Origin of the sequence: Enterobacter cloacae complex sp. 677-3DZ2D5B (assembly GCF_004136695.1) — a bacterium.
GTDB classification, from domain to species: Bacteria; Pseudomonadota; Gammaproteobacteria; order Enterobacterales; family Enterobacteriaceae; genus Enterobacter; species Enterobacter hormaechei_C.
Genome location: NZ_QFLS01000001.1, coordinates 827,913 through 849,102 on the forward strand (window position 1 = coordinate 827,913; position 21,190 = coordinate 849,102).

The following is a 21,190-nucleotide window of genomic DNA, read 5'->3' on the forward strand; positions in this document are numbered from 1 at the left end:
GCAAACCTGATATTCATCGCATAAGCCGGAACTTGCTGGTCAAATATTCTGGTATTGGCGAATTACAGAGTGATATCCCATTTTTTTTATTTTGTTATGTTCCTGCACTTTAGTGAGTTTTCTTTTCTTCCGACAGAATACATTTTGTCTACATTATAATTTTAATTTATGATTCGCACACGAACAATTGATGTTACGCAGGGTTTTAGCATCGTGGCAGTCAATAAAACCCTGCTGTTATAAAGTAATCAGGAGATTCATTTTTATGTCAGACAATAATCCCCGCTCATCCGGCTGGTTAGGCCCGTGGTGCCTGCTGGTGGGTGTGATACTTCTTGTAACGGGGCTCTTTTTTGCTATCGGCGGTTTTAAACTGGTTTCCCTGGGGGGGAGTTGGTATTTTCTCATCGCCGGGGTTATCACTCTGCTCTCTGCGATTCAGTTCTTCCGCCGCAAGTCCTCTGCCGTGGGGCTGTTTGCCCTGGTGTTTCTTGGCACCCTGATTTGGGCATTTTTCGATGCCGGGCTCGACTTCTGGCCGCTGGTTTCCCGTTTAATGGTACCCGCCGGGCTGATGGTGCTGGCAGCTGCCACCTGGCCTGCATTGCGTAAACGTGAAGGAAAACCGTCCTGTGCAAAAGGGGCCCTGGGGGTCTGCGCGGTCCTTATTATTGCCATGGGCGTCACCTTTGTTCAGATGTTTCAACCCCATCCGACCGTGCCGTTTAGCGGTGAAAAACGTCCGCTGGTACCGGTAAAAGATGATGCGAAACAGCAGAACTGGGATCACTACGGTAATACGGCCGGCGGTAGTCGCTTTGTGGCGCTGGACCAGATAACCCGTGACAACGTGAAAAACCTGAAACCGGTCTGGACCTACCATACCGGTGACGTACCGGAAAGTCCGGACGGCAATGGCGCAGAAGATCAGCAAACGCCGCTACAGGTTGGCGATCGTGTCTTCCTCTGTACGCCGCATAACAACGTGATCGCCGTGGATGCCGATAGTGGGAAAGAGATCTGGAAAGCGGAAATCAACGCCAAATCTGCAATCTGGATGCGCTGCCGTGGCCTGGCATACTTTGATGCCACCAAACCGCTGGCACAGCCAACGGTAGCGGGCTCCACGCCGGTTCTGCCAGCGCAGGTCGCACCGGGCGCTGCATGCCAGCGCCGTATCCTGATGAATACTATTGACGGTAAGCTGATCGCGTTAGACGCCGATAACGGCAAATTCTGCCCGGACTTCGGTACTAACGGCAGCGTTAACCTGCATGAAGGGATGGGCGACGCGTCAGATCCCACCTACGTGCTGACGTCGGCCCCGACGCTGGCGGGTACGACGGTTGTCGTTGGTGGCCGCGTTGCGGATAACGTCAGCACCGATATGCCGGGAGGCGTTATACGTGGTTATGACGTGATCACCGGCCAGCTGCGCTGGGCGTTCGACCCGCGTAATCCGGATCCGAACTATGTTCTGAAGCCGGGCGAACACTACAAACGTAGCTCTGCAAACTCCTGGGCCCCTATGTCCTGGGATGCGTCGATGAATACCGTGTTTATCCCGATGGGGAGTTCCTCCGTCGACCTGTGGGGCGCTGACCGTATTCCGGAAGATCATAAATACGCCACCTCAATCCTCGCGCTGGATGCGACTACCGGGAAAGAGAAGTGGGTATACCAGACCGTGCATAACGACCTCTGGGATTTCGATATCCCGATGCAGCCGAGCCTGGTTGATTTCCCGACAAAAGAGGGCAACAAGCCCGCGGTGGTGGTGGGCACCAAAGCGGGGCAAATTTATGTTCTTGATCGCCTGACGGGTAAACCGCTCACTGAAGTGAAAGAGGTTCCGGTAAAACCAGCGGATATTCCACGTGAACAGTACCCGACAACGCAGCCGCGCTCTGTGGGGATGCCGCAGATTGGCGCGGAAACCCTGAAAGAATCGGATATGTGGGGGGCGACGCCGTTTGACCAGCTGGCCTGTCGTATCAGCTTCAAATCAATGCGTTATGACGGTCTGTACACGATGCCGGGAACCGATATTTCCCTGAGCTTCCCGGGCTCGCTGGGGGGAATGAACTGGGGTAGTCTGTCCACGGATCAGAACAACCAGTACATCTTCGTCAACGACATGCGTCTGGGTCTGTGGGTCCAGCTGATTAAACAAGATCCGCAAAGCGCAGTGGCAAACACGGGCGGTGAAGCCGTGAACGCCGGTATGGGCGCTGTTCCGATGAAAGGAACGCCGTATTCGGTCAACAAAAACCGTTTCATGTCACCGCTGGGTATTCCGTGCCAGAAACCACCGTTTGGCTCTCTCTCTGCGATTGACCTGAAAACACAGAAAATCGTCTGGCAGGTGCCGGTCGGTACCGTTCAGGATACCGGTCCGTTTGGGGTAAAAATGCGTATGCAGATGCCTGTCGGTATGCCGACGCTGGGCGGTACGCTGGCCACGCAGGGCGGTCTGGTCTTCATTGCGGGAACCCAGGATTACTACCTGCGCGCCTTTGATTCCTCTACGGGGGAAGAAGTGTGGAAAGCGCGTCTCCCGGTGGGTAGCCAGGGCGGACCTATCAGCTATGTATCACCGAAAACCGGCAAACAGTACATTCTGATCTCTGCCGGCGGTGCACGCCAGTCGCCGGATCGTGGTGACTACGTGATTGCCTACGCGCTGGATAAATAACAGCGAAATAAACAGCCTGGCCCCGTCGTAGTACGGGGCTTTTTTTTGACTGAAAACCACGCACAGGAAGAAAGCTGCGGTTCCGGTCAGCCCGTGAAAAGCACCCGCCAGCGACGGCGACGGCGAGTCATCTCGCGCCATAGCGCGACTATCTCGTCAGGTTGCAGGGCATCAATAGCCTGCGGCGTTAACACCGGCAAACCATAGCGCTGGCGCAGGGCGGCCACTGCCGTGGCGCTGGCATCCATCGGTGAGCGGATCTGCGTCGCCAGCTGCTGTCGCAATAGGCTGAACTCGGATTCATCGCACAGCGTCAGCTCTCGCAAAAATCGTTTGCAGCAACCCAACAGGTTCACGGGAGAACGATCAGGCGACTGTAACGCCAGCAGCAGGCCATCGCGATCGGCAATACGCTGATAACGACAGCTGACCACGTAGCCAATCTGCTGTTCCACGCGCAGGCGCTGGAAAAATCGCGGTTCGCAGCATAACGCCAGCAGCCGCAGCGCGGCGAGCGACGCACCCGGCGGCAGGGGAATAAACACCAGCAGCGCCGAATCCTCGCTGGCGTGCGGAATGTGTTCGACCCCGCCGGGACAATCGCTTAACGGCAACGGCTTAGCGTTAACCGGCGCCCGGAGCAGGCCAAGCTGCCGGGCTAACCCGTGCGCGTGTCCGGCGCTGCCGCCAGCTAACGCCGCCAGCCAGCCATTCCGTGACGGTTCCGATGCCAGTCGTTCAGGCAATTGCTTAAGCAACTGACGGATCGCAATGCCATCTGGCGCAGGCGTAATAGCCGGTGTGGGGCGGGAGAGGCGATCGATTATCGCCCCGATGATGGGTTCCGCCATCACCACGGCGTCAGGAAGCCGCAGGGTTAGCTGCCAGCTACCGTCAACCGTTTGCCACTCGCCGCTGCCGCCGATATGGCGCATTTCAGCCAGAAGAGGGCGTAATTGTTTGCCGATCGCCACCCCCTGTGACTCGCTTACGCGCGAATAAAAAGGCCAGCGGAGGATCAGCGTCGGCGCTTGTGCCTGCGCCGGTAAATGCAGCAGCGGAACGGCTTCTGGCGTCAGGGCTGGGGCAGAATATTGGGCAGCCTGCGGGTAGAAGGAAAACGCGGTGGGGCTCTCATCCGCAACCGGCTGGCGACGCCAGTGGCTAAGCGGCAGGGCAAATCCCTGGCTGGAAATTGTCCCGGCGGCTTCCATTTTTTTGCAGGCCAGATATGAGGTGGGCGCCGCCAGTAAGTCGGCACAGAAGGCGGAAAAATCAACCGGCGCCGCGCCGGGCGCAAAACCAAACGCCCGCTGGCGAAGCTGGTCAAGGGCCGACAGGGCGTTAAAGCGCTGCTGTGCCAGCCGATAATAATGCCGCTGTTGCTCTTGCGTCGTTTGCTGTAGGGCCCGCAGCCAGCGCGTGATTTGCGCGTCTATGGCCTCGGGCCGTTCGCCGTCAAGCGTTAGCGCCAGCCAGCCGTAATCGTCATCCTGATAAAGCCAGTCCAGCGATACCTCTTCTGCCAGCCCGCGCGCCCGCAGCCCGTCAATCAGGCTTCCGGGGGCCTCGTCCAGCAAAAATTCCCGAAGAAAGGTGACGTTGTCACTTTTTTGGATCAACGGACAGCGCCACAGCGCGGGTCGCTCCGTCACTGCCAGCTGATAATATGCTTCAGCGCTAAGGCGTAACGGGGGGGCGGCTTCAGGCACGCCACCTGAAGCAAAACCTGTCGAAAACGTATGGGCAAGCTCGGCTAACGCATCCAGCGTTTGCGGTCCCTGTAGCCACAATTGCAGGTGTCCGGCCACATAATAGCGGCGATGAAAGTCGCGCAACGCGGCGTGCAGCGATCCCGTGTCTTGCCCCAGAGAATCATGGCTACCAACCTGAAAACGGCGAAAAACCTCCGGTTGTTCCATCGCGTGGCGCGCCGCGGCTTCGCGCCGGGCGGCATCATGCTGCTGGATAAGCCGGTTTTCCGCATCAATGACCGCCACTTCGCGCTGGATGTCCTGCCGGGAAAGCAGCGGCGCCTGCAACATATCCCGCAGTCGCGCGACGCCGTCGGACAGGTTATCGGCGGCAACGTCGAAGAAAAAAGCGCTGTGGCGAGCCAGCGTGGTGGCATTGACGTTGCCGCCCTGGCGCTGGACCCAGGCCATGAGTCGATCATCGCCCTGATAGCGCTGGCTACCGCGGAACAGCAGGTGCTCAAGTAAATGCGCAAGACCGGCGAATCGCGGTGGCTCGTGATGGCTTCCGGCACTCACGCGCGCCAGCGCCGCCGCGCGTGTCGCCTGCGGCTGATGCACCAGCGTTGCGCGTAAACCGCCTGCCAGTTCCACGATGCGGATGGTCATTATCGTTACAGTTCCCGGGTTTTATAGATAAGCTGAGAACGGGTTCGGTTGCGAAACTGAAGCTGACCGATCTTCATATCACTACAGGCTGCTTCGCGTCGCGCCTCGAGGATTTTATGATGATGCGGCGATTTGCTGCACACCGGATCGGCGTTATCCGCATTCCCGGTGAGCATAAAGGCCTGGCAGCGGCAGCCGCCGAAGTCTTTCTCTTTTTCATCGCAGGAGCGGCACGGCTCCGGCATCCAGTCAAACCCGCGATAGCGGTTGAAGCCGAAAGAGTCATACCAGATGGATTCCAGGCTCTGCTCAAGCACCGACGGGAAATCCACCGGCAGCTGGCGCGCGCTGTGGCAGGGCAGCGCCGTGCCTTCCGGGGTCACGCTGAGGAAAATCGACCCCCAACCGCCCATACAGCCTTTTGGCCGCTCTTCGTAATAATCGGGGGTGACGAACAGCAGGTTGGTCAGATTGCCGCTGGCGGCCATTTTTTGCCGATATTCGGCAACCACGCGTTCCGCGCGGGCAATCTGTTCCCGCGTCGGCAGAAGCCCCTGACGATTAAGGAATGCCCAACCGTAGAACTGGCAGGTGGCAAGTTCGACGTCGTCGGCGTCCAGCTCGATGCACAGTTCGATGATTTTATCGATCTGATCGATATTATGCCGGTGCAGGACGAAATTCAGCACCATCGGGTAATCGCGCGCTTTAACCGCTTTGGCCATCGCCAGCTTCTGCTGGAAGGCTTTTTTATTCCCCGCCAGCGCAGCGTTGAGCACTTCATCGCTGGCCTGGAAGCTAATCTGGATATGGTCCAGACCGGCCTCGCTGAATGCGTCGAGCTTGCTTTCCGTCAGGCCAATTCCCGAGGTGATCAGGTTGGTATAAAAACCGAGATCGCGGGCGGCGCGGATCAGCTCCGGCAGATCTTTACGCGTCAACGGTTCGCCGCCGGAAAAACCTATCTGCACGCTGCCCATCGCCCGCGCCTGGCGGAAAACCTCAATCCACTGTTCAGTGGTCAGCTCCTGATCCTGCCGGGCGAAGTCCAGCGGGTTAGAGCAGTAAGGACACTGTAGCGGACAGCGATAGGTCAGCTCCGCCAGCAGCCACAGCGGTGGATTAACGGCAGGTTTATTCTGGCTCACGGAAAATAATCCACTTCTGTTGATAAGCAATTTGCAGGAATTCTACGACGTCGTCATCCACGCCGCCGGCTTCCGGGAACCGTTCGTTGAGTATGGCAATGATGGCCGCCGCGTCGCGTTGGCCATCGACCAGTTCGAGGATCGCGGCGGCGGTCTCATTGAGTTTAGCCATGCCTTCCGGATAGAGGATGACATGGCTGTCCTGAGCGGCTTCCCATTGCAGGCGATAGCCGCGACGAAAGGCGACGATGGAGTTTTTTTGCATGCTTATACCAGTCGGGTTGTGTGCCAGGCCGCTTTGTCGGTGACCGTGTGATAAGGCGGACGCTGTAGCGCGTAGGCCATGGTCATCGCGTCGAGCATCGACCACAGGATATCGAGTTTGAACTGAAGGATCTCCAGCATCCGATTCTGCTTTTCCGCGCTATCGCAATAACGCTTCGCCAGCTCCAGACCATGTTCAACGTCGCGGCTGGCCTGGCTGAGGCGGCTGCGGAAATAAAAATAGCCTTCCTCTTTGATCCACGGGTAGTGCTGTGGCCAGCTGTCGAGACGCGACTGATGGATTTGCGGGGCGAACAGTTCGGTGAGCGAACTGCATGCAGCCTCCTGCCAGTTGGCGCGGCGGGCGAAGTTAACGTAAGCGTCGACGGCGAAACGGACGCCGGGCAGCACGTGGCGTTCGCTGATTAAGTCCTCGCGGCTGAGCCCCACGGCTTCGCCCAGCTGTAGCCAGGCTTCGATACCGCCGTCATGACCGTTGCTGCCGTCGTGATCGAGGATCCGCTGCACCCATTTGCGACGCGTGTGCGGATCCGGGCAGTTCGCCATAATTGCCGCGTCTTTCAGTGGGATCGTCGTCTGGTAGTAAAACCGGTTCGCCACCCAGCCCTGGATCTGCTCGCGGCTGGCCTCGCCGTTATGCATCGCGATATGGTACGGATGGTGAATATGATAGTAGGCGCCTTTCGCCCGAAGGGCGTGCTCAAACTCTTGCGGCGAGAGCGTTTCGCGAATGTGCATAGTTAGTCCTGAAGCGTGATGTTCATCCCGTCCCAGCTCACTTCTATTCCCTGCTGCGCAAGGGCGTGACGCTGCGGCGACTGCTCGTTAAGGATCGGGTTGGTGTTATTAATGTGGATCAGAATCTTGCGCTTTGCCGGCAGCGAGGCCAGCAGCGCCATCATGCCGTGTTCATCGCCGAGCGCCAGATGGCCCATGTCGCGGCCGGTATTGCGCCCGACGCCGGTGGCCTGGAGTTCATCGTCCTGCCAGACGGTGCCGTCAATCAGCAGACAGTCCGCCTTTTTGAGCCACGGCAGGATAGCGTCATCGGGTTCACCGAGACCCGGCGCGTAGAACAGCGTCTGACCGTTGCGGCGGTTTTCGATAAACAGCGCCACGTTATGCCCCGGCAGCGGGCGGTCGCGCCACGGCGAATAGGGCGGTGCGTTACTGGCGATGGGGACAGCGGTAAACTGCAAATCAGGGCAGGCTTCCACGCTAAAGGCGGTGAGCGGCGCAATCGGGTGATGAATAAGGCCGCCGTTCCAGTGCCGGAGCATGGTAAAAATCGGGAATCCGCTGGAAAGATCTTCATGCACCTCCGGCGTACACCATACCTGATGTGGGCACCCTTCGCGCAGGCTGAGCAGCCCGGTGGTGTGGTCAATCTGGCTATCGGTGAGAATAATGCCGCCAATATGCGTGCCGCGCAGAACCTCTTTCTTATTCAGTTCTGGCGTATGGGCAATCTGCTGGCTGATATCGGGGGAGGCGTTACACAGCACCCACTCTTTGCCGTTATCACTGACGATGATCGACGACTGGGTGCGAGGGGTCGCCTGAAGGGTACCGTCGCGCAAACCCTGACAGTTGGCGCAGTTACAGTTCCACTGGGGGAAACCACCGCCAGCGGCGGAACCGAGGACTTTAATAAACATGAAGATGGGCCAGGTAGTCAAACAAAAATGCCCGCACGGATGGCGGGCAGAGCGATTAGCGGTTGGAAATGTACAGGGTCACTTCCAGGCCAAGACGTAAATCAATAAAAGCAGGTTTCTTCCACATCGTTTTTTCCTCTTTAAAAATGCAGCACCAACGCCATTGTTTGTGCCAGTTTTGTGATGGTCATCAAATAATGCGTCACAGGAGGGCAAAGCTCAACCCGAAAGATGTAAGGAATTAACTTAATGTTTACAACGTAACCTATTGTTGCCAAACATTTTGCAATACCTTTTGCCAGTTACCCCACAGCAGCTTATTCAGCACAAATTGATCATAGCCGCTGTCACGCAACGCGCTGATTAGCCGTGGTAAACCACTCACATCGTGTAAGTCATCAGGCAACGTAATGCCGTCAAAATCGGAGCCCAGCGCGACATGATCGTCACCCATGATGTTAATAAGATAGTCGATATGGCGAACAATCGTACTCAGCGGGGTATCGCTATCGCGTTTACCGTCGGCGCGCAGAAACGCGTTGCCGAAATTGACGCCAGCCACGCCGCCGCTGTCGCGGATAGCCAGCAGCTGCCGATCGGTCAGATTGCGCGGTTGCGGGCACAGCGTATGGGCGTTGGAGTGGGTGGCGACCAGCGGTGATGAGGAATGACGAGCGGTATCCCAGAACGCCTTTTCATTCATATGCGAAACGTCAATCAGCATGTTCAGGGCATTAGCGTGCTTAATGAGGGCGATACCCTCTGCGGTAAGCCCTGGGCCGCTGTCCGGGCTGCCGGGAAACACCCCGTTAACGCCGGTGCCAAAACGGTTAGCAATGTTCCAGAAAGGCCCAATGCTACGCACCCCGGCGGCATAGAAAGCCTGTAGATCGCCTCCCTCGCCGTCAAAACCGCCCGCGCCCTCAATATGCGCTACCATCGCCAGCACCTTATCCTGACGGCAGCGTTCGATATCCGCCGCGCTCAGGCACAATCGCGCCCGGCCGTCGGAGTGGGCGACAAGCTGCTTAAGGATCGTCAGCTGCTGCCAGAGAATGTCGACCGGCTGCCACGGCTCGCAGGCGTATTGTGGCGCCATGCGGGCGATATACTCCTGCGGCGGCACGAACAGCGCGAACAGCCCGCCGGAAAATCCGCCTTGCTGCATGCGCGGATAATCGAGGTGTCCGTTTTCAATGCCGGAGAAGAAGGCCGTTACCGGATCCTGGCGATGGTGAAGCCATAAATTAAGCAACAGGTCATTGTGACCATCAAAAATCGCCATAGCGCATCCCACTGTCTTTTATTGCTGTGAAAGTTGCCTGGCACGATAACCGATTTGTCCGGTCCAGCAAGGGGAAAATTACAACTTAGCAGCAATTGTTAATATCACTTAACAGTGAGGAGATCCGCAAAGCGGGTTGTGTAGCGGGGTGAAAGCATTTCCCGTTTCATCTGCCACGGCTGCTGAATACCCTGTCCCGCGAAGTAAAGCGTGCCACGGCCATTTTCAGCATTCAGATGGTCTAATACATCCATTAACTTTTGGCTGTTTTTCCTGGGTGCGTTGTCGTCAAACAGATTAAGTTGCGCGACGCCCTGGCTATAAAAATCTCCCAGCATCACGCCGGCTTTCTGGTACCGATGGCCGTTCTTCCAGACCGCATCCAGACAACGAACTGATGCGCCGATAATATCCCGGCTATCCTGGGTTGGGGTAAGCAGTTTTACCGACGCGCTATTGCCATAATATGGCTCGTTAAGCGCGAAGGGCGAGGTTTTAACAAATACGGAGATAAAGCGGCAATGCTGATGCTCATTGCGAAGTTTTTCTGCTGCCCGGGCGGCATAACTACAGATGGCCTGGCGTACATCGTCATATTCGGTGATGCGTTCGCCAAACGAGCGCGAACAGACGATTTCTTGCTTTACCGGGGCAAACTCTTCCAGTTCAAGACACGGTTCGCCCCGTAATTCACGCACCATTCTCTCCAGCACGACATTGAAATGTTTTCTTATGAACCGGATATCGGTGTCTGCCAGTTGCAGGACGGTCTTAATCCCCATCATCTCAAGCTTCTTCGCTATGCGACGTCCTACACCCCAAACGTCTTCGACGGGTAGCGCCGCCATCAGCTTTCTCTGACGATCCACATTGGATAAATCAACAACGCCTCCCGTCTGGCGCTGCCAGCGTTTTGCCGCGTGATTTGCCAGTTTCGCCAGCGTCTTTGTGGGTGCGATGCCCACCCCGACGGTCAGATGGGTGCGTTGCAGTACGGTCGCTCTCATTTCATGCCCAAAATCGGAAAGATCGCGACAATTACGTACCCCGGTAAGATCGCAAAAGATCTCATCAATGGAGTATATTTCGCTACGAGGCGACATCTCTTCAAGCGTGTTCATTACCCGGTTGGACATATCCGCGTAAAGTTCATAATTACTGCTGAAACAAACCACGCCATGATGCCTGAAGCGATCTTTCTGTTTGAAGTACGGTTCACCCATTTTCACAAAGGGTTTGGCTTCAGCGGAGCGAGAGATGACGCACCCATCGTTATTGGACAACACGACCACCGGTCGTCCCTTCAGGTCCGGGCGAAAAACCGTTTCACAGGAAGCATAGAAAGCGTTCACATCACACAGTGCAAACATGGTCAGCTCGCTCTGGTATCGCCAGGTGGGGTGAAAAACTGCATTATGATCACCGTTAATAAATACTGTATTTATATACAGTATTGTATATTGATAGCAAAGATCAAGGGGGAACGAGGAGTGACGTCGTACGGGTGCAGGAGGGCGAGGGTTATGTCCAGAATGGCGGCGAGGCAAATCTGGCGGAAAGGGTATTTAATGAAATGTTTAAGGAATATAAGTGCCCATACGGCAGGTATGGGCAGTGAAGCCGTCGATATTACTTCTTCTTGTCCATCATCGCCTTGAGATCGGCAAAGGGGTTAAATGTGGCGACACCCACGTCTTTTTGCGCATCCTCACCCGCGACAACGGTGGTGCCATACTGATCCGCTTCGGTGTACTTTGAGTGTTCGTGATCGTGACAAAACAGGCACAACAGCTCCCAGTTACTGCCATCTTCCGGGTTATTGGTGTGATCGTGGTCGATATGGTGAACCGTGAGTTCACGAAGATTTGAATAAACAAACTCACGCGAGCAGCGTCCACAAACCCAGGGGTAGATTTTTAGCGCTTTTTCACGGTAGCCGCTTTCCAGCCGTGCGTAGTTTTTGGGGATCAGAGCCATTGCTGATGTTACCTGTTAAAAAGAGAATAGTTCACACTATATCCCATTATGAGATGTCAGGAGAATGCCTCCTCTGCGGGAAGGCAGCCTGCGATTTGCGTATTTCTGTCAGTTTATTTGAAGCATTCCGTTAAATAATCACCATTTATTCTCATCCGTTAATGCGTAGAGTAGGGATAACGCAATGCTTTATCAGGATACTCCACTATGAAAAAGATCGGATTTTTGTCGTTTGGTCACTGGACGCCGTCACCCCAGTCCGGCACGCGAACCGCGGCTGACACGCTGCTACAGTCCATCGATCTGGCGGTCGCAGCCGAAGAGCTGGGCGCGGACGGGGCTTATTTCCGTGTGCACCACTTTGCCCGCCAGCTCAGTTCGCCATTCCCCTTGCTGGCGGCAATAGGCGCGAAAACCAAACGTATCGAAATCGGGACGGGCGTGATCGACATGCGGTATGAAAATCCGCTGTATATGGCGGAAGATGCTGGCGCGGCAGATCTCATCTCCGGCGGGCGATTACAGCTTGGTATCAGCCGGGGTTCCCCGGAGCAGGTGATTGATGGCTGGCGTTATTTTGGTTACGTGCCGCAGGAAGGGGAAACCGAATCTGATATGGCGCGCCGCCACACTGAGGTACTGCTTGATGTATTACGCGGTGAAGGGTTTGCGAAGCCTAACCCACAGCCGATGTTCCCAAACCCGCCGGGATTGTTGCGTCTGGAGCCGCATTCAGAAGGCTTACGCGATCGTATCTGGTGGGGGGCTGGCTCTAATGCAACGGCAGTATGGGCGGCAAAACTGGGGATGAACCTGCAAAGCTCAACGCTGAAAGATGATGAAACCGGCGAGCCGTTCCATATTCAGCAGGCAAAACAGATCCGTGCCTACCGACAGGCCTGGGCTGAGGCAGGGCATACCCGTCAGCCACGCGTTTCGGTCAGCCGCAGTATTTTTGCCCTGATGGACGAACGCGACCGGATGTATTTCGGCTCAAGCCGCAATGAGAGCGACAGCGTGGGCTATCTGGATGAGAAAACGCGGGCCATTTTCGGACGCAGCTATGCCGCAGAGCCAGACAAGCTGATTGAACAGTTGAAAAAGGATGAAGCGATCGCGGAAGCGGATACGCTGTTGCTTACCGTGCCGAATCAGCTGGGCGTGGAATACAACGCACATGTGATCGAGTCCATCCTGAAACATGTCGCACCGGAAATGGGATGGCGCGATCGCAATGCGTAATCTGGCCCTCTGGTATCGCCGGTTTGGTGAGCCTGAATCGGTACTGCAAGCAGAAACCACACCATTGTCCCCGCGACAGCCGGGAGAGATACGTGTGCGCATGCTTTTTTCTCCGGTGAACGCCTCCGATCTCATCCCCATCACCGGGGCATATCGCCATCGCACGCCGCTGCCTGCGATAGCCGGTTATGAAGGGGTCGGAATAGTGACCGAAACGCCCGCCGCTTATCCGGCGCTGCTGGGCAAGCGGGTCCTGCCGTTACGGGGGCAGGGAACCTGGCAGCGCTATGTCGACTGCCCGGCGGCGTATGCGGTTCCCGTCCCGGACGACGTCGACTCGCTACTTGCCGCGCGGGCGTATATCAACCCGCTTGCCGCACAGATGATGCTGGACCGCTATCCTACGGTCAGGAAAACGGTGCTGCTAACCGCTGCCGGTTCTGACTGCGCCGTTCTGCTCGGGCAATGGGCACGCCAGGCGGGTGCAGAGGCGGTTTACGGGATCCATCGCTCGCCCGTGCACGCTCAACGTCTGGCTGAAAAGGGGATCGTCCCGATTGCGCAACACGATATGGCCGCCGTCAACGCTGCCGCCGCGCGCGCAGACGTGGTGTACGACGCCACGGGCGGCAGCCTGGCGGAGACGATCCTGAGCGTGATGCCCGAAACCGGCACCTTTGTCTGCTACGGGCTGCTCTCCGGGCAGACCTTCCGGCAGCAGCGGCCGTTGCCGCGCGTGGCGTGGTTTCACATTCGTAACTATCTGGACGCGCTGAGCGCTGAGGCGTGGCAGGCGGAGTTTCGGCGCATCTGGCCTAAACTGCGCGCCAGTCAGTGCAGCGATGTCACCCTCTACCCGCTGTCGGAATGGCAGCGGGCAGTAGGCAACTATCGCGAAGCGGGAAGAACGGGCAAGCCCATGCTGTCGATGGACAATTAATCGGCCTTATGGCTCATGTCGCTCAGCAGTACAGCGATACTTTGTCCACCGGCGGTCTGCTCGAGGCCAATTTTGACAATAATTGTCAGCGGAACGGAGAGCAGCATGCCGACAGGCCCGAGCAGCCAGCCCCAGAAAATCAGGGACAGGAACACTACAAGGGTTGAAAGCCCCAGCCCGCGTCCCATTATCCGTGGTTCAAGAATGTTCCCGAAGACAAGGTTAATCACCAGATAGCCTGCCAGCAGAATCAGGGCATCATACAAACCGCTGAAAACCAGCACCTGAAGGATAGGGGGGATCGCCGCCAGCACGGAGCCGATGTTAGGAATATAGTTGAGCGCAAAGGCCAGCAGCCCCCAGACGAAGGCAAAACGCACATCCAGCGCGGCGAGCATCCCCCAGACCACTAATCCCGTCACCAGGCTGATGGCCGTTTTCAGCACCAGATAGCGTGAAACGCTGTCGAGCGCGCGCTGAATGGCGCCCATTCCCTCTACCGGACGCACCATGATGTGCTGGAGCTTTGCAGGCAGCTGTGGAACTTCCAGCAGCATAAACACAACCGTCAGGAACAGCAGGAAAATCGAGGTCATGGCGTTGGAGAGTTGTGCCAGCAGGCTGGTGACAATCGTCATGGCGGCATTCGGATCGATGTATTTAAGCAGTTCCTCAACCGAGACTTCGATACCCGCGCGTTGCAGCCAGGGTTCAATTTGCAGCAGCGGGGTCGCCAGGGAAGAGCGGTATGTCGGTAGCGTCCGCGCCAGCTCGTTCAGGGAGGTTCCCAGATAGGCGACTAACAGCACCATCGCAACGATAATAATACTGATAAGCAGGCTTATCGCCAGCACACGCGGGATGCGCAGCCGCGCCATTCGCTGCACCAGTGGATTGAGGATCACCGCGATAAAAAGCGCCAGGATAAAAGGCACGATGATATCGGCCGCAAAACGAACGCCGGTCAGAATGATCACCAGCATGCCCAGCATGATGACGATCTTAAGCCCGTTGAGGGTGATAATAGGTTTGGCCATGGACGTTCCTGAACAGTTTTTTATTTATAATAGAGGGGAAAGCGGATTAAAAAAACTAACCAAAATCAAACAGACTGGGTAAAGAAATGAAAAGGCTTTGAGTAAATTCCCGGCTTATGATACAAATCAGGCGTGTTCAACTACCGAGGACAATTTTCATCCGCAAAGACGAGAAGCAACACCGCGGATAATTGTAATTTTATGGACAATTTGTTCAGGACGTATTTTTCAAACAACTCTGCTCTGTTTTCAACCTCCCTCTGCCTGCTTTCTGGTGAGCAACACTGGCGTTCCGCCCTATAGTCACGTCTTCTGCCTGAGCTGGCGCTATGCGCTTAGCTAACTGATTTAATTCCCAATTTTTTGGTTTGCTGTCCGCAGTGAGCCTCGATGGATTATATTCTCAAGCAGGAGAAAAAACATGTTTTACTGGATTTTATTAGCTCTGGCGATCGTCGCTGAAATTACCGGCACCTTGTCGATGAAATGGGCGAGCGTGAGTGATGGCAGCACCGGTTTTATTTTGATGCTGGTCATGATTACGCTTTCCTATATTTTCCTCTCTTTCGCGGTTAAAAAAATCGCGCTGGGCGTGGCATACGCATTGTGGGAAGGTGTTGGTATTTTATTGATTACGCTGTTTAGCGTCATGTTATTTGATGAAACCCTGACGACAATGAAAATTGCCGGGCTGACGACCCTGGTCGCGGGTATCGTGCTGATTAAATCGGGTACACGCAAACCGGCAAAACAGCAGAAGGAGCAGACCCATGCAGCAGTTTGAATGGATCCACGCGGCCTGGCTGGCTTTCGCCATCGTTCTGGAAATTATTGCGAACGTCTTTCTGAAGTTCTCCGACGGTTTTCGTCGCAAAGCCTACGGCCTGTTATCGATTGCCGCGGTTCTGGGGGCGTTTAGCGCCCTGTCGCAGGCGGTGAAAGGCATCGATCTGTCCGTGGCCTATGCGCTGTGGGGTGGCTTCGGTATTGCCGCCACCCTGGCGGCAGGCTGGATTATGTTCGGGCAGCGTTTAAACAATAAAGGCTGGATAGGGCTGGTATTACTGCTCGCCGGCATGATCATGATTAAACTGGCCTGAGTGACCTACTGCTGCGCCAGGGCTTCCAGCCGGTCGCGAAAACCGGTCACCGACAACGCCCGGTTATCGGCGCGCCAGCGGTCTTTCGCCGCTGGCGCAGAACTTTGAACGCCAATCAGCTGCCAGCCGTTATCGGTTTTTAACATCAGCGGCGATCCGCTATCACCCGGTAGCGTATCGCACTGATGCGACAGCACGCTGTTTTGCGCCCAACCCGTCACCACGCAGTCCGTATGGGTGTACAGCGAATCGAGGTGATCAACAGGGTAGCCTGACTGCGTTACTTTTCGATCGGCGGCTTTCAGGGCGGCGGTGAGCGCGGCTTTATCGCCATCAAAGAGCGGCAGCGGGGTGATCCCGGACGGCGGATAACGTAAAACGATCAGCCCGAAATCCCAGGAGGCCGCCCCGGGCGGCACAATCCAGCCATCACCATCCGGTTTCAGGCGTTTGCCAAGCGACGGATCCACCCGCCCCTCAATACCGTGAATTTCGTAGCGCCATATTCCTTTTTGCGACACAAAGCGCAGGGCGATCGCTTTATCCGGTTTGCCTTCAGGCGGCATTAACAGGCAATGACCCGCCGTCAGCGCAAGGCGTGGCGTAATGAGGGTTGCAGTACATAAATTGCCGCTGGCGGTTTCCAGTTGCCCGATGGCATCCCAGGGCGATTCGGTAGGATCGGTGACACGCGTACGATCGTCATGACCAAAAAACAGCGTCTTTACCTCTTTGGCGCTAATGGCGTCATCGTCGCCATCATCCGCATGTGAAAAGCCAGCAAAAAGGCTAAACGTTCCCAGTAACAACACAACAGATTTACGCATATCACACTCTGGTGGGGGGTAATTATGATTATTAAAAGTGATCCCTATAAAAATACTATAGACGCGACGGCGAGAAAGTGGGAGTAAAATCAGCGTGCTACATTCAGGAAAGATAAAAGTGGCTGGCGATGAGCGCGCATAAAATTAGCAGGATAAGAATGAACTCAAACCGATAGCGCCGCAGCATACGCCCTCCGGATAAAAAAACGGCGCTGACCGCAAACCCGTTCAGCGCCGGTTTACCAACGTGCCCCGAAGGGCACGGTTAAGCTTGTACTCTTACGCTGCTGGCTGTGCAGCAGGTTTAGCCGCTTCGTGTTTTGCTGCTTTTTTGTGATGCTTTTTAGCCGCCTGTGCTTTCTGCTCTACCGCTGGTTTTGCCGCTTTTTTGTGGTGCTTTTTAGCGGCCTGCGCTTTCTGTTCTGCCGCTGGTTTAGCCGCTTTGTGATGTTTTTTATGGTGAACCGTTTTGGCCGGAGCAGCGGTGGAAGCCGCAGGCGCTGCGGTGGCGGTAGTTTCAGCCGCGAATGCAGCGGAAGACAGACCCATAGCAGCGGCAACAACCAGAGCTAATACTTTTTTCATTTTCATACCCTCGAATTTGGTTTTTCATTTAACCCCACTGCGGGGCCGTTGAAATAACTATATCCCTGTAAATTCGGGGTTTCCGTGAGTGATTGGTATCGGCGTGTAACCGTATGTACAACGCCGGGGTGGACCCCCGGCGCGTTCGGTTACAGATAGCGGGACGTCAGGTGTTCGCGGAAGTAGCGGATATTCAGGTCTTCGCCCGTGGCCTGGGTGATGAGCTGCGATGTGCTGAAACGGCTGCCGTGCTGCCAGATATTCTGACGCAGCCAGTCAAACAGTGCTGAGAAATCGCCCCCGGCAATGGATATCTGCAACCCGGGCAGCGCAGTTTTGGCGGCATGGAACAGCTGTGCCGCATACATTGCCCCCAGCGTGTAAGACGGGAAGTAGCCAAAACCGCCGTCGGTCCAGTGGATATCCTGCATACAGCCGTTGCGATAGTTATCTTTGGTGGATAACCCAAGCCAGGCCTGCATTTTCTCATCCCATAACGCGGGAATATCATCGACTTCAATTTCGCCATTGATTAGCGCGCGCTCGATCTCATAGCGCAGCACCACATGCGCCGGATAGCTCACTTCATCCGCATCAACGCGGATGTAGCCCGGCTTCACGCGCTGGTTCCAGGCAATGAAATTCTCTTCGCTGAATGCCGCCTGGCTGCCGAAACGGGCATGAACCGCCGGAAGCAGATGCTTCAGGAAAGCGTCGCTGCGGCCTAGCTGCATTTCAAAGAACAAGCTCTGGGATTCATGGATCGCCGTAGAGCGCGCCAGCGCAACGGGCTGACCGGCCCATGCTCGCGGAAGGTTTTGCTCGTAGCGGGCATGTCCGGTTTCGTGGATCACGCCGAAAAGCGCGCTGAGCAGTTCATCTTCATCGTAACGCGTGGTGATACGCACATCTTCCGGCACGCCGCCGCAGAACGGGTGGGCGCTAACGTCCAGACGACCGCCGTTAAAATCGAAGCCAAGCATTTTCATCGCTTCCAGGCCCAGCTCGCGCTGCGTGGCGGTCGGGAAGGGACCCTGTGGCGGAACGAACGATCGTTGAGCCTGTTTTTCCACAACCTTTGCCAGCAACTCCGGTAGCCAGGACTTCAGATCGCCGAACAGCACATCCAGGCGAGCGCTGGTCATGTCGGGTTCAAAGATATCCAGCAGCGCGTCGTAAAGCGTGCAGCCTTTAGCCTCAGCGCGCAGGCGGGCTTCTTCACGACTGAGTTTCACCACCTCTTTCAGGTTGGCTGAAAAGCCCTGCCAGTCGTTGGCCGGACGCTGAGTGCGCCACGCGTGTTCACACCTGCTGCCCGCCAGCGATTTGGCCTCCACCAGCGATTCCGGCAGTAAAGTTGCCTGCTGGTAGTAGCGCGTCATTTCACGCAGGTTGGCCAGCTCAACGTCGTTCAGATCTTCGTCTGCCGCCGCCGCCAGCCATTCACCCACTTTTTTATCGGTCAGGATCTGATGTTGCAGGACGCTCATCTCCGCCAGCGCTTCACCGCGCGCGGCGCTGCCGCCTGGCGGCATCATGGTGAACATGTCCCAGCTGGCGATGGAGGAGAGGTGAGAGAAGCGGGAGAGGCGCTGGAAGGTGCGGGTGAGTTGTTGATAGTTATTGTTTTTCATGAAGTCCTCGTGTCTGAATCAGCCGATGACAAAAATTAGCATCGGCTCGATTTAAACACGAAGAGGGCTGAATGTTAATGCAGTCGTTTATGCAGGCTCGCGCCCACCAGCAGTGCCGCGCACAGCATCAGCGCGATAAATCCGCCCACGCCGTTCCAGCCGTAGTTATGCCAGAACACCCCGCCGAGCGTACCGGCTATGCTGGAACCAAGATAGTAACTGAACAGATACAGTGACGAAGCCTGACCTTTAGCGCGGCGCGCGCGTGGGCCAATCCAACTGCTGGCAACGGAATGCGCGGCAAAGAAGCCCGCAGAGAAGAGCAGCATTCCGGCAAAAATCAGCCACAGGGAAGAGAAAAGCGTCATCAGCAGTCCGAACAGCATCACGGCGGTGGATACCAGCATCACCGGACCACGGCCGAAGCGCGCGGTCATAGCGCCCGCTTTTGGCGAACTCCATGTCCCGGTGAGATATGCCACAGAGAGCAAACCCACTAATGCCTGGCTAAGATGCCACGGTGAAAGCATCAGACGATAGCCAATGTAGTTGAACAGCGTCACGAACGAGCCCATCAGCAGGAAACCGGTCAGGAACAAACGGGGCAGCCCTTGATCGCGCCAGTGCAGGCGAAAGTTGATAAATAACGTTTTCGGACGCAGGGAGGTCGGGCGGAAATGGCGCGATTCCGGCAGGATTTTCCAGAACATCAGCGCCGAAGCGAGGGCGAAGCAGCCGATAACGGCCAGCGCAATGCGCCAGTTAAAGAAATCAGTAAACACACCGCTGAGCAGGCGTCCGCTCATCCCGCCGATAGAGTTCCCGCTAATGTACAGCCCCATGGAGAAGGCCACGAAACTCGGGTGGATCTCCTCGCTGAGATAGGTCATCCCGACCGCCGCCACGCCGCTCAGGGATAACCCAATCAGCGCGCGCATGATCAGAATGCCGTGCCAGCTGGTCATCATGGTGGACAACAAGGTACACACGGAGGCCAGCATTAACGCCGTTACCATGACCTGCTTACGCCCGATGGCATCCGAAAGTGGCCCGGTGAACAGCAGACCGATCGCCAGCATCCCGGTTGAAATGGAGAGCGAAATACTGCTGCTGGCTGGCGACACGCCAAATTCATGCGACAGGACCGGCAGGATCGGCTGAACGCAGTAGAGCAGGGCGAAAGTGGCGAGACCCGCTGAGAAGAGCGCCAGCGTGACGCGCATAAACTGGGGGGTACCACGTTTAATAAACTGAACCGGCTGCGGTGCTGCGGGTAAATCATCAATGTCGCTGGCCGGCGCGATATCAACGGTCGTTGTACGGCTCACACATAATCCTTGCTTAAACATCCCCGTGGTTTCTGGTGACGGGTATGACCACAAGATTAGGGTAGGAAAATGTAAATATTCTGTCTAATATATTAATAATCTCAAATGATACTTTAAAAATATGAATATCGAGCTGCGCCATCTACGCTATTTTGTCGCCGTCGCCGAAGAGCTGCATTTTGGTCGTGCGGCGGCAAGGCTGAATATCTCTCAGCCACCGCTAAGCCAGCAGATACAGATCCTGGAGCAGCAGGTCGGGGCGCGTCTGCTGGCGCGAACCAACCGCAGCGTGAGCCTGACGGCGGCGGGAAAACAGTTTCTTGCCGATAGCCGACAAATCCTGAGTATGGTGGAGGACGCCGCCGCCAGAGCGGAACGGCTTTATCTCGGGGAGACGGGAGAGCTGCGCATCGGGTTTACCTCATCGGCCCCCTTTATCAGCGCTGTTTCACAAACGCTATCTTCGTTTCGCCGTAACTTTCCGGATGTGCATATTCAGACGCGCGAAATAAATACTCGCGAGCAGATATCGCCGCTTAACGAAGGATCGCTCGATCTGGGGCTGATGCGTAACACGCAGTTGCCTGATACCCTGGCGTGGCAGGTGATCCTGCGCGAACCGCTGATGGCGATGATCCCCCGGGATCATCCGCTCGCCGCGCAGCACAGCGTCACGCTGGCTGAACTGGCGAAAGAGCCATTTGTCTTTTTTGACCCACAGGTGGGAACCGGGTTGTATGACGATATTCTTGGTTTGATGCGGCGATATGGCCTTGTCCCGACTATCGCGCAGGAGGTGGGGGAAGCCATGACGATCATTGGTCTCGTTGCCGCAGGGCTTGGCGTGTCGATTCTCCCGGCCTCGTTTAAACGGGTACAATTGCCGGAAATGCGCTGGGTGAAGATAGCCGAGCAGGATGCAGTCTCAGAGATGTGGCTGGTGTGGTCTAAACATCATGAACAGAGCCATGCGGCACAGCGTTTCAAAGAACAATTAATTACCGCTTCTCGCGGGCGTTATTTATAGGGAAAAGTGGGCGAAAATGTGCAGTAAATCACATGGCTAAGTAAAAATTTGACGTCAGC

Annotated in this window: 21 protein-coding genes; 6 read left to right on the forward strand and 15 right to left on the reverse strand. The window is 56.1% G+C overall.

The window, feature by feature from the left end; all coding sequences use genetic code 11:
• Positions 1 to 265: 265 nt before the first annotated feature.
• Positions 266 to 2,695, forward strand: a complete 2,430-nt coding sequence (locus tag DD597_RS04145; RefSeq protein ID WP_129255970.1) for a glucose/quinate/shikimate family membrane-bound PQQ-dependent dehydrogenase — start codon at positions 266 to 268, stop codon at positions 2,693 to 2,695.
• A gap of 86 nt (positions 2,696 to 2,781) precedes the next feature.
• Here the strand turns inward: DD597_RS04145 and pqqF are convergent, their stop codons facing one another.
• From pqqF to yajD, 9 genes are all read right to left on the reverse strand, one after another.
• The gene (gene pqqF, locus DD597_RS04150) at positions 2,782 to 5,058 is read right to left on the reverse strand and encodes a pyrroloquinoline quinone biosynthesis protein PqqF (RefSeq protein ID WP_129255971.1); all 2,277 of its coding nucleotides are present in this window, start codon (positions 5,056 to 5,058) and stop codon (positions 2,782 to 2,784) included.
• A gap of 5 nt (positions 5,059 to 5,063) precedes the next feature.
• Complete coding sequence (gene pqqE / locus DD597_RS04155) at positions 5,064 to 6,206, reverse strand: pyrroloquinoline quinone biosynthesis protein PqqE (protein ID WP_022651046.1); 1,143 nt, start codon at positions 6,204 to 6,206, stop codon at positions 5,064 to 5,066.
• Positions 6,193 to 6,471: a pyrroloquinoline quinone biosynthesis peptide chaperone PqqD gene (gene pqqD, locus DD597_RS04160; protein ID WP_003857508.1), complete on the reverse strand. Its 279-nt coding sequence runs from the start codon at positions 6,469 to 6,471 to the stop codon at positions 6,193 to 6,195. The genes pqqE and pqqD overlap by 14 nt, the downstream gene beginning before the upstream one ends.
• Before the next feature lie 2 nt (positions 6,472 to 6,473).
• On the reverse strand, positions 6,474 to 7,229 hold the full coding sequence (gene pqqC, locus DD597_RS04165; protein WP_003857506.1) for a pyrroloquinoline-quinone synthase PqqC: 756 nt from the start codon (positions 7,227 to 7,229) through the stop codon (positions 6,474 to 6,476).
• Between the two features lie 2 nt (positions 7,230 to 7,231).
• Complete coding sequence (gene pqqB, locus DD597_RS04170) at positions 7,232 to 8,149, reverse strand: pyrroloquinoline quinone biosynthesis protein PqqB (RefSeq protein WP_003857504.1); 918 nt, start codon at positions 8,147 to 8,149, stop codon at positions 7,232 to 7,234.
• 55 nt (positions 8,150 to 8,204) lie between these two features.
• On the reverse strand, positions 8,205 to 8,276 hold the full coding sequence (pqqA, locus tag DD597_RS04175; protein WP_002905689.1) for a pyrroloquinoline quinone precursor peptide PqqA: 72 nt from the start codon (positions 8,274 to 8,276) through the stop codon (positions 8,205 to 8,207).
• A 138-nt stretch (positions 8,277 to 8,414) separates the two neighbouring features.
• Complete coding sequence (locus tag DD597_RS04180) at positions 8,415 to 9,434, reverse strand: dipeptidase (RefSeq protein ID WP_048210390.1); 1,020 nt, start codon at positions 9,432 to 9,434, stop codon at positions 8,415 to 8,417.
• Positions 9,435 to 9,538: 104 nt separating this feature from the next.
• On the reverse strand, positions 9,539 to 10,804 hold the full coding sequence (locus DD597_RS04185; protein WP_129255972.1) for a Y-family DNA polymerase: 1,266 nt from the start codon (positions 10,802 to 10,804) through the stop codon (positions 9,539 to 9,541).
• A 259-nt stretch (positions 10,805 to 11,063) separates the two neighbouring features.
• Positions 11,064 to 11,411 (reverse strand): HNH nuclease YajD, encoded by a 348-nt coding sequence (gene yajD / locus DD597_RS04190; RefSeq protein WP_003857471.1) that lies wholly within the window; start codon positions 11,409 to 11,411, stop codon positions 11,064 to 11,066.
• A 207-nt stretch (positions 11,412 to 11,618) separates the two neighbouring features.
• On the opposite strand from yajD, the gene DD597_RS04195 reads away from it, so the two are divergent.
• The gene (locus DD597_RS04195; protein ID WP_003857470.1) at positions 11,619 to 12,653 is read left to right on the forward strand and encodes an LLM class flavin-dependent oxidoreductase; all 1,035 of its coding nucleotides are present in this window, start codon (positions 11,619 to 11,621) and stop codon (positions 12,651 to 12,653) included.
• Entirely contained in the window at positions 12,646 to 13,593 is a 948-nt protein-coding gene (locus DD597_RS04200; protein WP_058658193.1) for a zinc-dependent alcohol dehydrogenase family protein, read from the forward strand. Before DD597_RS04195 ends, DD597_RS04200 begins: the two co-directional genes overlap by 8 nt.
• On the opposite strand, the gene DD597_RS04205 is transcribed toward DD597_RS04200, so the two are convergent.
• Positions 13,590 to 14,630 carry an AI-2E family transporter gene (locus DD597_RS04205; protein WP_032609090.1) on the reverse strand — a complete coding sequence of 347 codons (1,041 nt, stop codon included), beginning with the start codon at positions 14,628 to 14,630 and terminating at the stop codon, positions 13,590 to 13,592. The two genes, DD597_RS04200 and DD597_RS04205, sit on opposite strands and share 4 nt — an antisense overlap.
• Before the next feature lie 421 nt (positions 14,631 to 15,051).
• On the opposite strand from DD597_RS04205, the gene mdtJ reads away from it, so the two are divergent.
• Entirely contained in the window at positions 15,052 to 15,414 is a 363-nt protein-coding gene (mdtJ, locus tag DD597_RS04210) for a multidrug/spermidine efflux SMR transporter subunit MdtJ (RefSeq protein ID WP_003857465.1), read from the forward strand.
• A complete protein-coding gene (mdtI, locus tag DD597_RS04215; RefSeq protein WP_003857463.1) occupies positions 15,401 to 15,730 on the forward strand; it encodes a multidrug/spermidine efflux SMR transporter subunit MdtI in 330 nt (109 codons plus the stop codon). Before mdtJ ends, mdtI begins: the two co-directional genes overlap by 14 nt.
• A gap of 5 nt (positions 15,731 to 15,735) precedes the next feature.
• Here mdtI and DD597_RS04220 read toward each other — a convergent pair whose 3' ends face one another.
• The 5 genes from DD597_RS04220 to DD597_RS04240 form a co-directional block, all read right to left on the reverse strand.
• The gene (locus DD597_RS04220; protein WP_003857461.1) at positions 15,736 to 16,557 is read right to left on the reverse strand and encodes a serine protease; all 822 of its coding nucleotides are present in this window, start codon (positions 16,555 to 16,557) and stop codon (positions 15,736 to 15,738) included.
• A 103-nt stretch (positions 16,558 to 16,660) separates the two neighbouring features.
• Complete coding sequence (locus DD597_RS25305) at positions 16,661 to 16,744, reverse strand: hypothetical protein (RefSeq protein WP_057979992.1); 84 nt, start codon at positions 16,742 to 16,744, stop codon at positions 16,661 to 16,663.
• A gap of 92 nt (positions 16,745 to 16,836) precedes the next feature.
• A complete protein-coding gene (gene asr / locus DD597_RS04230; protein WP_003857459.1) occupies positions 16,837 to 17,142 on the reverse strand; it encodes an acid resistance repetitive basic protein Asr in 306 nt (101 codons plus the stop codon).
• A 149-nt stretch (positions 17,143 to 17,291) separates the two neighbouring features.
• A complete protein-coding gene (locus DD597_RS04235) occupies positions 17,292 to 18,776 on the reverse strand; it encodes a carboxypeptidase M32 (protein WP_129255973.1) in 1,485 nt (494 codons plus the stop codon).
• Positions 18,777 to 18,850: 74 nt separating this feature from the next.
• On the reverse strand, positions 18,851 to 20,104 hold the full coding sequence (locus tag DD597_RS04240; RefSeq protein WP_003857455.1) for an MFS transporter: 1,254 nt from the start codon (positions 20,102 to 20,104) through the stop codon (positions 18,851 to 18,853).
• A 121-nt stretch (positions 20,105 to 20,225) separates the two neighbouring features.
• Here DD597_RS04240 and DD597_RS04245 point away from each other — a divergent pair, with 121 nt between their 5' ends.
• Positions 20,226 to 21,131: a LysR family transcriptional regulator gene (locus DD597_RS04245; RefSeq protein ID WP_003857454.1), complete on the forward strand. Its 906-nt coding sequence runs from the start codon at positions 20,226 to 20,228 to the stop codon at positions 21,129 to 21,131.
• Positions 21,132 to 21,190 lie beyond the last annotated feature (59 nt).